This is a genomic window from Aliamphritea spongicola, from assembly GCF_017051665.1.
GTDB classification, from domain to species: Bacteria; Pseudomonadota; Gammaproteobacteria; order Pseudomonadales; family Balneatricaceae; genus Amphritea; species Amphritea spongicola.
The window spans coordinates 1-12,924 of the sequence record NZ_JAFIDL010000002.1; the positions used below are offsets into that span (position 1 = coordinate 1).

At 51.2% G+C, this 12,924-nt stretch carries 13 protein-coding genes; 2 read left to right on the forward strand and 11 right to left on the reverse strand.

Annotation, left to right across the window (positions count from 1 at the left end):
• Positions 1-428: 428 nt before the first annotated feature.
• The 10 genes from tatC to JYB63_RS06650 all read right to left on the reverse strand — a co-directional run bounded on the left by tatC (position 429) and on the right by JYB63_RS06650 (position 7,857).
• On the reverse strand, positions 429-1,229 hold the full coding sequence (gene tatC / locus JYB63_RS06605; RefSeq protein WP_205657056.1) for a twin-arginine translocase subunit TatC: 801 nt from the start codon (positions 1,227-1,229) through the stop codon (positions 429-431).
• Positions 1,216-1,593, reverse strand: coding sequence for a Sec-independent protein translocase protein TatB (tatB, locus tag JYB63_RS06610; RefSeq protein WP_205657057.1), 378 nt, complete (start codon positions 1,591-1,593; stop codon positions 1,216-1,218). Before tatB ends, tatC begins: the two co-directional genes overlap by 14 nt.
• Before the next feature lie 14 nt (positions 1,594-1,607).
• Positions 1,608-1,853: a Sec-independent protein translocase subunit TatA gene (gene tatA / locus JYB63_RS06615; protein ID WP_205657058.1), complete on the reverse strand. Its 246-nt coding sequence runs from the start codon at positions 1,851-1,853 to the stop codon at positions 1,608-1,610.
• Positions 1,854-1,866: 13 nt separating this feature from the next.
• Complete coding sequence (locus tag JYB63_RS06620; RefSeq protein ID WP_205657059.1) at positions 1,867-2,202, reverse strand: histidine triad nucleotide-binding protein; 336 nt, start codon at positions 2,200-2,202, stop codon at positions 1,867-1,869.
• A complete protein-coding gene (locus JYB63_RS06625; protein ID WP_205657060.1) occupies positions 2,195-2,536 on the reverse strand; it encodes a phosphoribosyl-ATP diphosphatase in 342 nt (113 codons plus the stop codon). Before JYB63_RS06625 ends, JYB63_RS06620 begins: the two co-directional genes overlap by 8 nt.
• A 9-nt stretch (positions 2,537-2,545) precedes the next feature.
• Positions 2,546-2,965, reverse strand: coding sequence for a phosphoribosyl-AMP cyclohydrolase (gene hisI, locus JYB63_RS06630; protein WP_205657061.1), 420 nt, complete (start codon positions 2,963-2,965; stop codon positions 2,546-2,548).
• Positions 2,966-3,043: 78 nt separating this feature from the next.
• Positions 3,044-4,672 carry a ubiquinone biosynthesis regulatory protein kinase UbiB gene (gene ubiB, locus JYB63_RS06635; protein ID WP_205657062.1) on the reverse strand — a complete coding sequence of 543 codons (1,629 nt, stop codon included), beginning with the start codon at positions 4,670-4,672 and terminating at the stop codon, positions 3,044-3,046.
• 92 nt (positions 4,673-4,764) lie between these two features.
• Entirely contained in the window at positions 4,765-6,321 is a 1,557-nt protein-coding gene (locus JYB63_RS06640; RefSeq protein ID WP_205657063.1) for a GGDEF domain-containing protein, read from the reverse strand.
• 154 nt (positions 6,322-6,475) lie between these two features.
• Positions 6,476-7,105, reverse strand: a complete 630-nt coding sequence (locus JYB63_RS06645; RefSeq protein WP_205657064.1) for a thiol:disulfide interchange protein DsbA/DsbL — start codon at positions 7,103-7,105, stop codon at positions 6,476-6,478.
• Positions 7,106-7,254: 149 nt separating this feature from the next.
• A complete protein-coding gene (locus JYB63_RS06650) occupies positions 7,255-7,857 on the reverse strand; it encodes a c-type cytochrome (protein WP_205657065.1) in 603 nt (200 codons plus the stop codon).
• Between the two features lie 275 nt (positions 7,858-8,132).
• Here JYB63_RS06650 and yihA point away from each other — a divergent pair, with 275 nt between their 5' ends.
• On the forward strand, positions 8,133-8,750 hold the full coding sequence (gene yihA / locus JYB63_RS06655) for a ribosome biogenesis GTP-binding protein YihA/YsxC (RefSeq protein ID WP_205657066.1): 618 nt from the start codon (positions 8,133-8,135) through the stop codon (positions 8,748-8,750).
• Between the two features lie 215 nt (positions 8,751-8,965).
• Here yihA and polA read toward each other — a convergent pair whose 3' ends face one another.
• Positions 8,966-11,710: a DNA polymerase I gene (gene polA / locus JYB63_RS06660; protein WP_205657067.1), complete on the reverse strand. Its 2,745-nt coding sequence runs from the start codon at positions 11,708-11,710 to the stop codon at positions 8,966-8,968.
• A 256-nt stretch (positions 11,711-11,966) separates the two neighbouring features.
• Here polA and JYB63_RS06665 point away from each other — a divergent pair, with 256 nt between their 5' ends.
• On the forward strand, positions 11,967-12,923 hold the full coding sequence (locus tag JYB63_RS06665; protein ID WP_205657068.1) for a homoserine kinase: 957 nt from the start codon (positions 11,967-11,969) through the stop codon (positions 12,921-12,923).
• Position 12,924: the final 1 nt, after the last annotated feature.

Sequence of the window (12,924 nt, forward strand, 5' to 3'; positions counted from 1 at the left end):
ACCGGCGTAACCGTCGTTGCTGTCGTCTCAAGCGAGGTGCGTATTCTACTCAACACCCGGTGGAAGTCAACGGTTATTTTCAGAAGATTTTGATTAATTCCGAAGAAAAAACCAAAACCGGAAAAGTCACCTTTCGTTCCGGTCGAATCAGTTATCTCACACTTTAAAACAAGTTGTTTTTCAGCGGGTTATTCTGACTCTCATCAAGTGCATTTTGCTGCGTTGCCGCGGCCCTGCGTCTCAATGTGGGGGCGTATTATAGGCACGCTGACCGAAGAGTCAACAGGCTTTTTGAATAAAGCTGAAATTAGTTTTTGCGCTGCAACAAGCACCCTTTCCAACACTGTTTTATATCGCTAAACAGCAGGCATAAAAAAACGCAGCCTTCGGCTGCGTTTATATAAAAAGTAAACAGTCAGATACTATGTTCAGGAAGCGTTATTCTCTTCTTCCTGCCGCATAGCTTCATCGAGATCTTTGTCCTGATCATCACTGCTGCGCGGAACAATCACTGACAAGATGATGCCCAGTTCAAACAGTAACCACATAGGTACCGCTAACAGTGTCTGCGAAATAACATCCGGTGGTGTCAGCAACATACCCAGGACGAAACAGCCAACAATTACATAGGCACGTTTAGAGCGAAGACTTTCAACATCACTAATACCTGCCCACACAATCAACAAAGTTGCGATTGGAATTTCAAAAACGATACCGAATGCGAAGAAGATCTTCAGAACGAAGTTCAGATAGCTGCTGATATCGGTCATAACAGCTACGTTTTCCGGCCCAACACTGGTAAAGAAGCTGAAAATCAGCGGGAAGACAACAAAATACGCAAATGCAACGCCACAGTAGAACAGCAGAATACTGGATGCCAGTAACGGCACTGCCAGGCGCTTTTCGTGCTTATAAAGACCCGGTGCAATAAAGCCCCAGATCTGATGCAGAATAAACGGCATTGCGGCAAAGATTGCCGCTACCAGCGTCAGCTTAAATGGTGCAAAGAATGGCGAGGTAACATCCGTCGCAATCATGCTGGTGCCTTCCGGCAGCAAACCGGTCAGCGGCTCAGAAATCAGCGTGTAGAGATCATTCGCAAAATAGAATAGCCCCAGGAAGAACACCAGTATCACCAGCAAGGCACGCAGCAGACGCGTGCGCAACTCGACCAGGTGAGATACAAAGGTTTGTTCTTGCTCGACTTCCGGCTGGTTAGGATCGATCATTACTGACTGGCTTATCTTCGCTGTTTACAGTCTCAGCCTTTTCCGGTTCTGAGACGGGCATTTTGTCGAGTTCGTCGTGCGCGGCGTTGATCTCTTTCTGTAAATCAACATTGGCCTGATCAAACGGCTGACGCATTTCGTTCAGCTCCTGATCAAGTTCATCTTTTTGCATAGCAACCTGACGGCGCATTTCATCCAGACGAAGCTCTTCATTAATTTCTGACTGAATACCACCGATCGTACGACGGGCTTTCCCCACCCAGAGGCCAACCGTGCGCGCTGCGACCGGGAGTTTATCCGGACCCAGCACTATCAGGCCAACCACACCGATAATCAGCAGTTCGGCAAAACCGATATCAAACATTCAGGACTACCTGATTACTTGTCAGACTTTGGTTCTTCAGTTGCTTCTTTTGCTGCTGGCTTATCGCCTTCTGCAAAATCAGCGTCAGCAGGAATCTGCTTTTTCTCTTCTTCAGCGCCGCCGTCGTTCATAGCTTTCTTGAAGCCTTTAACCGCACCGCCAAGGTCGCCGCCAATGTTGCGCAGTTTTTTAGTGCCGAACAGCAGAATGATAATCACCAGTACGATTGCCAGCTGCCAAAGACTAATACCACCTAACATAATTTCTACTCCGTTATTGCATTGCAGGTATGCCACCTGCCATCAAATGAAAATGCATGTGCCAGACCTCTTGTCCGCCGCCATGTCCGGTATTGGTTATTGTCCGGAAGCCGGCGTCCAGGCCCTGTTGTTTTGCGATTTTGGGAATGGTGAGCATCAGATGTGCCATCAGTTGCTGATCATCCTTCCCAAGATCATATAAATTTTCGATATGCTTTCGGGGTATCACCAGCAGGTGTACCGCCGCTTTCGGCTGAATATCCCGGAACGCCATTATCTGTTCGTCCTGATAAACAACATCAGCCGCCGCTTCACCACTGGCAATGCGGCAAAAAATACAGTCAGCCATTATCTTTGTTGGGACGGCTGGCCTTTTCTTCAAGGCCTGACATATCAAAACGACGTGCCAGCTCGTTCACCACCGCTTCGGGGCGCTCTCCCAGATGCGACAAAGCAACCAGTGAGTGGAACCATAAATCGGCCACTTCATAGATGACGTCTTTATTATCACCGCTGGTCTGTGCATCCTTAGCCGCCAGAATTGTTTCAGTGGCTTCTTCACCCACTTTTTCCAGAATCTTATTCAGCCCTTTCGCGTGCAGACTCGCCACATACGACGTATCAGCCGCTGCATTTTTACGTGCTTCTAAGATATCACCTAATTGTGTCAATACGTCGTTCATTGCACAGCCTTATTTGTCATAAATCACGTTCGGATCTTTTAATACCGGTTCAGCGGCAACCCACTCACCGTTTTTGAGGCTTTTATAGAAGCAATGCTCACGGCCGGTGTGGCAGGCAATGCCGCCCAGCTGTTCTACCTGCATGAGAATAACATCACTGTCACAGTCCAGACGCAGATCATGCAACTGCTGTACATGGCCGGATTCTTCGCCCTTGCGCCACAGTTTCTGACGGGAGCGGGACCAGTATATCGCCCGCTGCTCAGTCACTGTCAGTTGCAGCGCTTCTGCATTCATCCAGGCAACCATCAGCACCTTACCGGTTTTATGATCCTGGGCGATGGCCGGAATCAGGCCGTCCTGATTCCATTTAATTTCTTCAAGCCAGCTTGCTTGCTGACCATTCTGCTCTGCAGCTTGTTCACACATCTTCTACTACCTGTTTACGACAGCCGCCAAGCATACCCCATCAACCAGAGGGGTGCTATCCCTCTTCAAGGGCGCATCTCAGCCGCGAATAATCAACGCCAGCCCCGCCCCGGTAAGCAGCCAGCCCAGAGGTGGCAGGTTCGCCACAACAGCCAACGGCTCCAGCAATGTTAAGCCTGCACCGGCAAGCATAAGAATACCTAATAGTTTAGGCCAGCAACGCTGAGCCTTACTTGCACGGTTTTCACTAAGCTGCTGTATTTCACGCTGCCGGTTGGCATCCATCTGGCGGACTTGCTGCAGCGCTTCATAGGTAAGTTGTGGTAACTGTGGCATTTTTTCCAGCCAGTCCGGTGCCTGCTGACGAATATTCTTCCAGACAGCTTTTGGCCCCATACGCTCTTTCATCCAGCGCTCAAGGAATGGCTGTGCGGTTTGCCAAAGGTCCAGATCCGGGTAGAGCTGACGCCCTAAGCCTTCTATATTCAGTAAGGTTTTCTGCAGTAATACCAGCTGCGGCTGCACTTCCATATTAAAGCGCCGGGCTGTCTGGAAAAGCCCCATCAGCACCAGACCAAAAGAGATATCTTTCAGAGGCTTTTCAAAGATAGGCTCACAGACACTGCGAATTGCAGTTTCAAAAGCAACCACATTGGTGTCAGCCGGAACCCAGCCGGATTCAATGTGCAATTGGGCAACCATCCGGTAATCCCGCTTAAAAAATGCCAGGAAATTACGGGCCAGATAGCTCTGGTCTTCACTGCTCAGCGAGCCGACGATGCCAAAATCAATAGCAATGTACTGCGGAGAAGACGGGTTATCACGGGAAACAAAAATATTGCCCGGGTGCATATCCGCATGGAAGAAACTGTCGCGGAATACCTGGGTAAAGAAGATCTCCACCCCCTGCTCCGCAAGCTTCTTCATGTCTGTATTCTGGGCATTCAACTGATCAACATCCGCCACAGGAATACCATGAATACGCTCCATGACCAGCACATTCTGGCGGGTCAGATCCCAGTAAATCTCAGGCACATAGAGTATCGGTGAGTCTTCAAAATTACGGCGGATCTGGGAGCAGTTCGCCGCCTCTTTGCGCAAGTCCAGCTCATCAAAGATGGTGTTCTCATAGTCCGCGACCACTTCAACCAACCGCAGACGCTTTCCTTCAGCCCACAACCGCTCAATCAGATGCGCCAGACTGAACAGCAGATCAACATCTTTACGTATAATCTTGTCGATGCCCGGACGGACAACCTTAACTATCACTTCATCGCCACTGTACAGCAGTGCCTGATGCACCTGTGCAACCGATGCTGAAGCCATTGGCTCAGCTGAGAATTCGGCAAACAGGTTTTCAACGTTGTCTCCCAGGGCCTGCTCGATGATACGGCGGGCTTTATCACCGCCGAATGGCGGCACCTGGTCCTGCAGACGTTTGAGTTCGAGTGCCAGATTATCCGGTAACAGATCCCGGCGGGTTGAAAGCATCTGGCCAAATTTAATGAAGATCGGCCCCAGCTCTTCCAGGGCAAGACGCAACCGTTCACCTTCACTGCGCTTACCGACCGGAATAATATACCGCCACAGCATCAGCCAGAGGGCAAGACGCACATACCAGCGCAGGGGAAGATTCTCAAAGAAGGTATCCAGGCGGTATTTAGCAAACACCCGGGCAATTTTAAGCAGTCGCAGTAATTGTCTCACTGAGGGGCCATCAATATTCAGCTACAGAACGGGACGCCATATTGCACCCTAGACCGGGGAAGGTAAAGCAAAACCCATGAGCCGCGTCAAAGTCAGGCGACTTCGACACGGTTTCGGCCATTTTTCTTCGCGGTATACAGTGCTTTATCGGCCCGTTCAAACAGTGATTCAATGGTGTCCGCATCATCAATTTCAGCAACACCGAATGACATGGTGATGGTGACCGACTTACCGTGGAAATTAAACGGACTGTTCTCAATGCTGTGACGGATTTTATCCACCGCCTGAGCAGCTTCAGCCGACGTTGTTGACGGCATCAGAATCACAAATTCTTCACCGCCAAAACGGGTCACAAAATCTGTTGAGCGGCATTTATTTGTGAGGATATTCGCCACCAGACGCAGGACTTTATCCCCCGCCAGGTGACCGTAGGTATCATTAACCTTTTTAAAGAAGTCCAGATCACAGACCACAACGGAGAAGAACTGCTGATAACGTTTCCAGCGCTCAAACTCTGCGGCAATTTTCTCATCGTAGGCAGCACGGTTCGGCAGCATGGTCAGCGGATCGGTCATCGCTTTGGTCCGCTCCGCTTCAATCCGCGCACGTACCTGCATACTTTCCGTTTCCATTTGCTGCAGCCGGTCATTCATAGCCACATAACGTTCTTCCAGCGCCTTTTCACGGGCCTCTTCATGGGAACGGAAATCATCCATGGATTTAACAATGCTTTTCAGCTGCGACGATACCTGCAGCTTAAGCTGATTAATGTCACTGCTGTCGGTAACCGCCTGATGGATCGCTTTCACGTCACGACGTATAAGAGTATTCAGCTGGTCGGTTTCTTTACCATTGGCCACTTCATCTTTATGGCTTTCGGTCAGGAAGATCTGCACTTCTGATAACTGGGAATTCAGATTCACCAGATAGTCTTCGAAGTCACTGCTGCTGCGGCTGGCAACGCTGACAATCAGCTGAGTCAGGTTCTGGAAGATATCTGACAGCCCCTTCAGGCTAACCCCTGAACGGATCTGTTTAATCAGTGCTTTGGCATCCGGCTGATCAGACTTGGGAATGTAAAGACTCTTAATCAGCGTAACCAGTTCCATTTCCACCTGTTTATACAGGTCATTTAACTCTTCACTGTCTTCGGTCGACTGCTGCGGCGCTGCAGATTCGGCCACCTCATCAACACTCTTCAACAGAGGCTTCTGCAGTTCTAACAGGTCCTGCATAATGCCCGGCAGTGCAGCCTTACGCTCCACTGCCTGTGGAATCATTTCACCAATATTATCCAGCTGGGCGTTATTCTGATCCGCAGCAAGATTATCGTTAATCTGCCGTAACCATTCGCGCAGAATCTTCAGCAGATCACCGTCGGTTTTCTGCTGCGCCTGATCAACACCGCGCAGCTCTTTATCAACCGCATCAAGTGCCACCTGATAGCTTTCGGTTTGCTGATTAGCCTTCAGTTCTTCTGTCAGTTGCAGTAACGCAGTATCCAGTTTCGGCGTGACGCCGGTCAGATGCACCGCCATCTGTGTTGTCAGACGACTCAGGGAACGGTCTTCCAACTGCGCCTGCAACTCATCCATTTCCAGGGCGAGTTCTTTGTACTTATCTTTCCACTCATTCTGTTTGTTTGACATCCGACTACCTATCAGCACCGATCAGTAGTCGCTATGGTATACCCTCACTTCTACCGCCGCCAGCGATTGTCACTCGCTTTGGGAGGCATAAATATAAAAAACCCCGCACAGGGCGGGGTTTAAATAAGCGTTTGAAACAGAAGCCGCTAAGCGTTTAACCGCCCTGAGCTGCACGCTCCTTTTCGACCAGGTATTCAGCCACTTTCAGCATGTTCGCATGGCTACCGGCAGTACCTGTGGTAATACGGTACTTGCCATTCACAATCAGCGTCGGAACACCTTCAATACCGTAACCGGCAAGCTTGGATGCACCGATGTTCAGCTTCATGTTAGTGGCAAATGAATCATACATATCTTTGAACTTCTCAGGGTCAACGCCCAGGCCGGCATAAAATTCTGCCAGGTCATCAGCGTTTCTGAAACGGCGACGCTCCTGGTGAATACCGTTAAACGTAGCCTGATGGGTTTTATCCAGCGTCTTCAGCAACTCAGAAGAATAGTACGCACGGGCCATTGGCTCCCATGAACGGCTGAATACAACCGGGATACGGACAAAGTTCACATCGGCTGGCTGACGCTCAACCCATGGTTCAAGAATAGGTTCGAAGTTATTACAGTGCGGACACAGATAACCGAATGCCTCTACAACCTCTATACGCTTGGCATCCGTCGTTTTAACCGGGGCATCCAGCTTCTGGTAATGCACACCTTCAGTAAATTCTGCGGCATGCGAAATTAACGGGCTAACCGCCAACAGCACTACGGCACAGATTTTCTTCCACATGATTAACTCTCCAAGTAACGCCCTGAAAGGCATAAACATTTATCTTCGTTTCTGGGACTCAGATAACGTTCCCAAGTTCCCCTGTAACACAAAAAAAGGTAGCCGAAGCTACCTTTTTTATATTTCTCAGGCTGTCATCAGCATGCTGCTTAATGCAGACCCTGAATGTAGCTGGAAACCGCTTTGATTTCGTCTTCGCTCAGCTTAGATGCGATATCCTGCATCATACCGGAAGGATCGTTAGTACGCGCACCGCTGGCAAACGCTTTCAGCTGCTTAGCTGTGTAATCTGCGTGCTGACCACCTAGTTGCGGGAAACCTGCAGATGCATTACCGCTTCCGGTTGGCAGGTGACAAGCTGTACAAGCTGCAACACCCTTGGACTGAACACCTGCACGGTAAATATCACGGCCGGCATCTACCAGCTCAGGAGAGGCGCTGCCTACCTGAACACCTTTTGAGGCGAAGAATGCCGCGATATCTTCCAGATCCTGATCGCTCAGGTTTGTCAGCATACCGGTCATTTCAACTACCGGACGGGTACCCGCTTTAATATCCTGCATCTGCTTCAGCAGGTAGCGCTCATTCTGGCCAGCCAGTTTTGGGAAATTGGCAACGGCACTGTTACCGTCAGCACCGTGACAAGCGGCACATACTGCAGTTTTGGCTTGGCCTGCAGCAGCATCGCCTGCTGCCTGTGCAACACCCGTGATACCTACACTTACCAGTAAGGCGATCAGTAGTTTATTCATCAACCTAGACTCTTGCTATTATTTGCTAACGGCGTCCGCCATGTCCCTCACACAGACATAACTGAGCTACCTCACCAATCCCGGACTAGAGTTATCCCCCGGCCACAGGTAGAATTTCGGCGGCATTATAACCTAATATCCACACAAACTGGAACGATTTAGCCGGACATTTAGTCGAAGGCCACGCATTCGCCGGCAGAAGCAGGTAAAATCCCGCATAATAATGACTTAACGCAAGATTCCAGCAGCGTTTAATTCCGATTTAAGGCAACCCCATGTCACAAGCACAAATCCACTATCACCTGACGCAATTTAACACCAGCGCCAGTAAGCTCAGCCAGTGTCCGGAAGACAATGGCGCTGAAGTTGCCTTTGCCGGCCGTTCCAACGCGGGTAAATCCAGCGCCCTGAACGCCCTGACGAATGCCAAACTGGCCCGCACCAGTAAAACCCCGGGCCGTACGCAGCTGATCAACTTCTTCGACACCAATGTTGAAAATGTACGCCTGGTAGATTTACCCGGCTACGGCTACGCCAAGGTACCGGTGGCAATGAAAGAGCACTGGCAGAAGCATCTGGATGACTATCTGCAGTCCCGGGATTGCCTGCGCGGTGTCGTCTTATTAGTAGATGTGCGTCATCCACTGAAAGAATTTGACCAGATGATGATCGACTGGTGCCAGAGCGCCCAGATGCCATTACATATCCTGCTGACCAAAGCCGATAAGCTTAAGCGTGGTCCGGCGCAAAACACACTGCTTCAGCTGAAACGTGATCTGGACGTTAAAAATGACCCGCTGATCACCATTCAGCTGTTTTCAGCACTGAAGAAAACCGGTGTGGATCAGTTACGGGAACGGCTCAGCAACCTATTGCTGGCTGAAGAAGATTAAGCGCCGCACAGCGCTTGTCTGATTACGTAGAGAAGCTCTCAAAAACACAAAGGGGAACGTTCGTTCTTGAGAGCTTCAATGCGCGTTGTCTACGCTCAAGGCCTAACAGAAAAAAACATTCAGGCCTCATATAAAGACTAGTTGAAACACAGAATTTACCCAAATTTTTTGTATGATTTTTGATCAGCAAAAATTTGGGCTCACCCCTCTTACAATCAGTGCGCCTCGTCCCAGTTATCACCGGTTCCGGCTTCCACCAGTAACGGTACATCCAGCTCCGCAGCCCCCTGCATCAGCTCAACCAGCGTCGTACTGACTTCAGCAACTTTCGCTTCAGGCACTTCCAGAATCAGTTCATCGTGCACCTGCATGATCATACGGGCACCGCTGTCACTGCTAAGCAGCCAGTCATCCACCTTCACCATGGCCCGTTTAATAATATCTGCGGCGGTGCCCTGCATAGGTGCGTTGATCGCGGTCCGCTCCGCTGCCTGACGGCGCATACCGTTGCTGGCTTTGATTTCCGGCAGATACAAACGCCGCCCAAACAGGGTTTCAACATAGCCATTTTCAGCAGCCTTCATACGGATATCATCCATATAGTGCTGCACTCCCGGATAAGTGGCGAAGTAATGGTCGATATACTTCTGCGCTTCATTCCGGCCCACACCCAGCTGCTTGCCCAGACCAAACGCAGACATGCCGTAAATCAGGCCAAAGTTAATCGCTTTGGCGCTGCGACGCTGCTCAGTGCTGACCTGATCAAGCCCCACACCGAATACTTCGGCAGCCGTCGCCTTGTGGATATCTTCACCGTGGGCAAAGGCATTCAGCAAACCTTTATCCTGAGAAAGGTGCGCCATAATGCGCAATTCAATCTGTGAGTAATCCGCCGCCACCAGCTTGTAGCCTTCAGGGGCCACAAATGCCTGACGGATACGGCGGCCTTCCTGGCTACGGATCGGAATGTTCTGCAGGTTAGGATCCGTTGACGATAAACGCCCAGTGGCGGTAACCGCCTGATGGTAAGAGGTATGGATACGTTTAGTCGCCGGATCAACCATCAGTGGCAGCTTATCGGTATAAGTGCTCTTAAGCTTACTCAGGCCACGGTGCTCAATGATCAGTTTTGGCAGTGGGTAATCCAGTGCCAATTCCTGTAAGACTTCTTCCGCAGTAGACGGTGCACCTTTCGGGGTCTTTTTAATCACCGGCAGCTTTTGCTGTTCAAACAGAATTTCCTGCAGCTGCTTGGTCGAGCTCAGGTTGAACGGTGCGCCAGCCAGCTCATGGGCTTGGGTTTCCAGTTCCTGCAGGCGCTTGCCATGATCCATACTCTGCTGCGCTAACTGCCCCACATCCACCAGTGCGCCCTGCCGTTCCATTCGGGACAGCACCGGCACCAGCGGCAGTTCAATATCAGTAAATACTTTTTCCAGCGAGGCTTCACGCTCCAGCTGTGATACCAGCGTCTGGTGCAGACGCAGGGTAATATCCGCATCTTCCGCCGCATAGGGGGCTGCCTGCTCCAGCTCAATCTGATTAAAGGTCAGCTGTTTTTTACCCTTACCGGCAATGTCTTCAAACTTAACGGTTTTAACACCCAGATAGGTATCGGCCATGCTGTCCATGTTATGCCGGGTGGCGGTGGAATTCAGGGCGTAGGACTCAAGCATGGTATCAAAGGCTACACCGCGTAATTCAATGTCGTAGCGGGCCAGCACGTTCATGTCATATTTCAGGTGCTGACCAACCTTTTTATGTTCGTCGCTTTCCAGCAGCGGCTTCATTTGCGCCAGCACCGCATCCCGGTCCAGTTGCACCGGCACGCCCATATAATCGTGGGCCAGCGGTACATAGGCAGCTTTACCCGGCTCAACCGCAAAGGACAGCCCCACCAGATTCGCCTGCATATAGTTCAGGCTGTCGGTTTCGGTATCAAAGGCAAACAGTTCCGCTTCTTCCAGGGTTTTCATCCAGCTGTCCAGCTGCGCCTGTTCAAGCACGGTTTCGTAAACCACTTCTGCCGGTGCGGCAATCGCATCCGCCGCCGCGGCAGACACATCAGCCCCTTCAGCACCGTTTTCCAGCTCCAGAATCCAGGACTTAAACTCGCAGGCTTTGAACAGCTCCAGCAGCGCGTCTTTATCCGTCACCGGCACCGGAATATCCGCGATTGCAGTATCCAGTTCCAGATCCGTTTTGATGGTCGCCAGCAGGTAAGACAGATCCGCAGATTCTTTATGTTGCTCCAACTTGGCAGCCATACTCTTGGAACCGCGGAAGCCCAGATCAGCAATTTTATCCAGATTGGCATACAAGTCAGCAATGCTGCCGATGCCCTGCAGCAGAGCCAGTGCGGTTTTCTCGCCGACACCCGGCACACCCGGAATGTTGTCGACCTTATCCCCCATCAGCGCCAGATAGTCGATGATCAGCTCCGGCGGAATGCCGAACTTTTCTTCTACCCCCGCCCGATCCATATAGGTATCTGTCATGGTGTTAATCAGGGCAACATGCTCATCCACCAGCTGGGCCATGTCTTTATCGCCAGTGGAGATAATGGTGGCCTGCTGCTGGGCACTGGCCTGACGTGCCAGCGTACCGATGACATCATCTGCTTCAACACCCGGCACCGCCAGCAACGGAAACCCCATCGCCCGGACAATGTTATGAATCGGTTCGATCTGTGCCCGCAGATCATCCGGCATCGACGGCCGCTGAGCCTTGTATTCCGGATAGATTTCATCCCGGAAAGTCTTTCCCTTGGCATCGAATACCACCGCAACCGGGCTGTCCGGATACTGCTTGATCAGACTGCGCAGCATACTGGTCACCAGACGCACCGCACCGGTAGGCTCGCCCTGAGAATTTCGCATATCTGCTTGCTGGGAGGCAAAGAATGCACGGTATAGATAGGATGAACCATCAACGAGGATCAGCGGTTTAGTATTGGCCATAGTACTCAGACTTAATCTTCAAACTGTCGATTAGAAAGGAAAAACCGGATCAGACACCGGCCAGCCCTCATGAAAAATGCTTATTCAGCGGGAATGCCACATCATATGTCATCTGTCCGGGGTACCCAAGCCATAAGCCCGCCGATCAGCGGAATTTTCATAACACCCCTCATCCGCCACATGAAATATAGTTGTCGCCACCGCGGTGAAGCCTTACTATGCAGCCCACTAAAAATGAGTAAGAACCTTTCTGTCTATGGCCGTTTACACTTCTGTCAGCCACGCTGAACTTGATACATTCCTTTCCGATTTTGATCTGGGCACGCTGGTCAGCCACCAGGGCATCGACGGCGGTATTGAAAATACCAACTACTTCGTCACCCTGAAGACAGATCAGGGGGAAACAGCAGAGTATGTACTTACTTTATTTGAAGAACTGACGATGGATGAAATGCCCTATTTCGTCGAACTGACCACCTGGCTGGCAGAGCGTGGCATTGCAGTACCCCACCCAATGCAGGACCGTAACGGCATCGCTCTGAAGTCGTTAAAGCAACGTCCGACGCTGATTCAGCCCCGCTTTACCGGTGGCCATCTGGCACAACTCACACCGGACCACTGCGCCCAGATCGGCCAGGCACTTGCCCGCTTCCATAACGCCGGTAATGACTTTTACATGCAGCGTCAGGCCCACCGTGGGGTATTCTGGTGGCGGCGCGAATCCGCAGTCATCGCCAGCCAGTTACCTCCGGAAGACGCTGAGTTACTGCGCAATGAAGTGGCGCTGTTCGACACCTTGCGGGAAGAGGCAAGCGATTTGCCGATGGGGGCGATTCACGGCGATCTGTTCTTCGACAACGCCCTGTTTGACGGCGACACCCTAAGCGCCATCATCGACCTGTATAACGCCTGTACCGGTTACTTGCTCTATGACCTGGCCATTGTTGCCAACGACTGGTGTGTTAATCCTGACGGCAGCATTGATTCAGAACGGGAAGACGCCCTGCTGCAGGCATATGCCGCAGAACGGCCTTTCACGGGCGGTGAGCATAAAGCCTGGGCACAACTGACCCGCACCGCCGCCATGCGTTTCTGGCTGTCCCGTCTGATCCCCTGGCTGGATGAAAACAGCACGCAAAAGCTGAAAGACCCGGATGAACTGAAGCAGATCCTGTTACAGCGTATTCAACACCCCAGACAGTTACCCGCGTAGC

Coding starts and splice junctions, on each gene's coding strand:
- tatC (WP_205657056.1), bottom strand. CDS start 1,229: ATGATCGATCCTAACCAGCCGGAAGTCGAGCAAGAACAAACCTTTGTA.
- tatB (WP_205657057.1), bottom strand. CDS start 1,593: ATGTTTGATATCGGTTTTGCCGAACTGCTGATTATCGGTGTGGTTGGC.
- tatA (WP_205657058.1), bottom strand. CDS start 1,853: ATGTTAGGTGGTATTAGTCTTTGGCAGCTGGCAATCGTACTGGTGATT.
- JYB63_RS06620 (WP_205657059.1), bottom strand. CDS start 2,202: ATGGCTGACTGTATTTTTTGCCGCATTGCCAGTGGTGAAGCGGCGGCT.
- JYB63_RS06625 (WP_205657060.1), bottom strand. CDS start 2,536: ATGAACGACGTATTGACACAATTAGGTGATATCTTAGAAGCACGTAAA.
- hisI (WP_205657061.1), bottom strand. CDS start 2,965: ATGTGTGAACAAGCTGCAGAGCAGAATGGTCAGCAAGCAAGCTGGCTT.
- JYB63_RS06640 (WP_205657063.1), bottom strand. CDS start 6,321: ATGTCAAACAAACAGAATGAGTGGAAAGATAAGTACAAAGAACTCGCC.
- JYB63_RS06645 (WP_205657064.1), bottom strand. CDS start 7,105: ATGTGGAAGAAAATCTGTGCCGTAGTGCTGTTGGCGGTTAGCCCGTTA.
- JYB63_RS06650 (WP_205657065.1), bottom strand. CDS start 7,857: ATGAATAAACTACTGATCGCCTTACTGGTAAGTGTAGGTATCACGGGT.
- yihA (WP_205657066.1), top strand. CDS start 8,133: ATGTCACAAGCACAAATCCACTATCACCTGACGCAATTTAACACCAGC.
- polA (WP_205657067.1), bottom strand. CDS start 11,710: ATGGCCAATACTAAACCGCTGATCCTCGTTGATGGTTCATCCTATCTA.
- JYB63_RS06665 (WP_205657068.1), top strand. CDS start 11,967: ATGGCCGTTTACACTTCTGTCAGCCACGCTGAACTTGATACATTCCTT.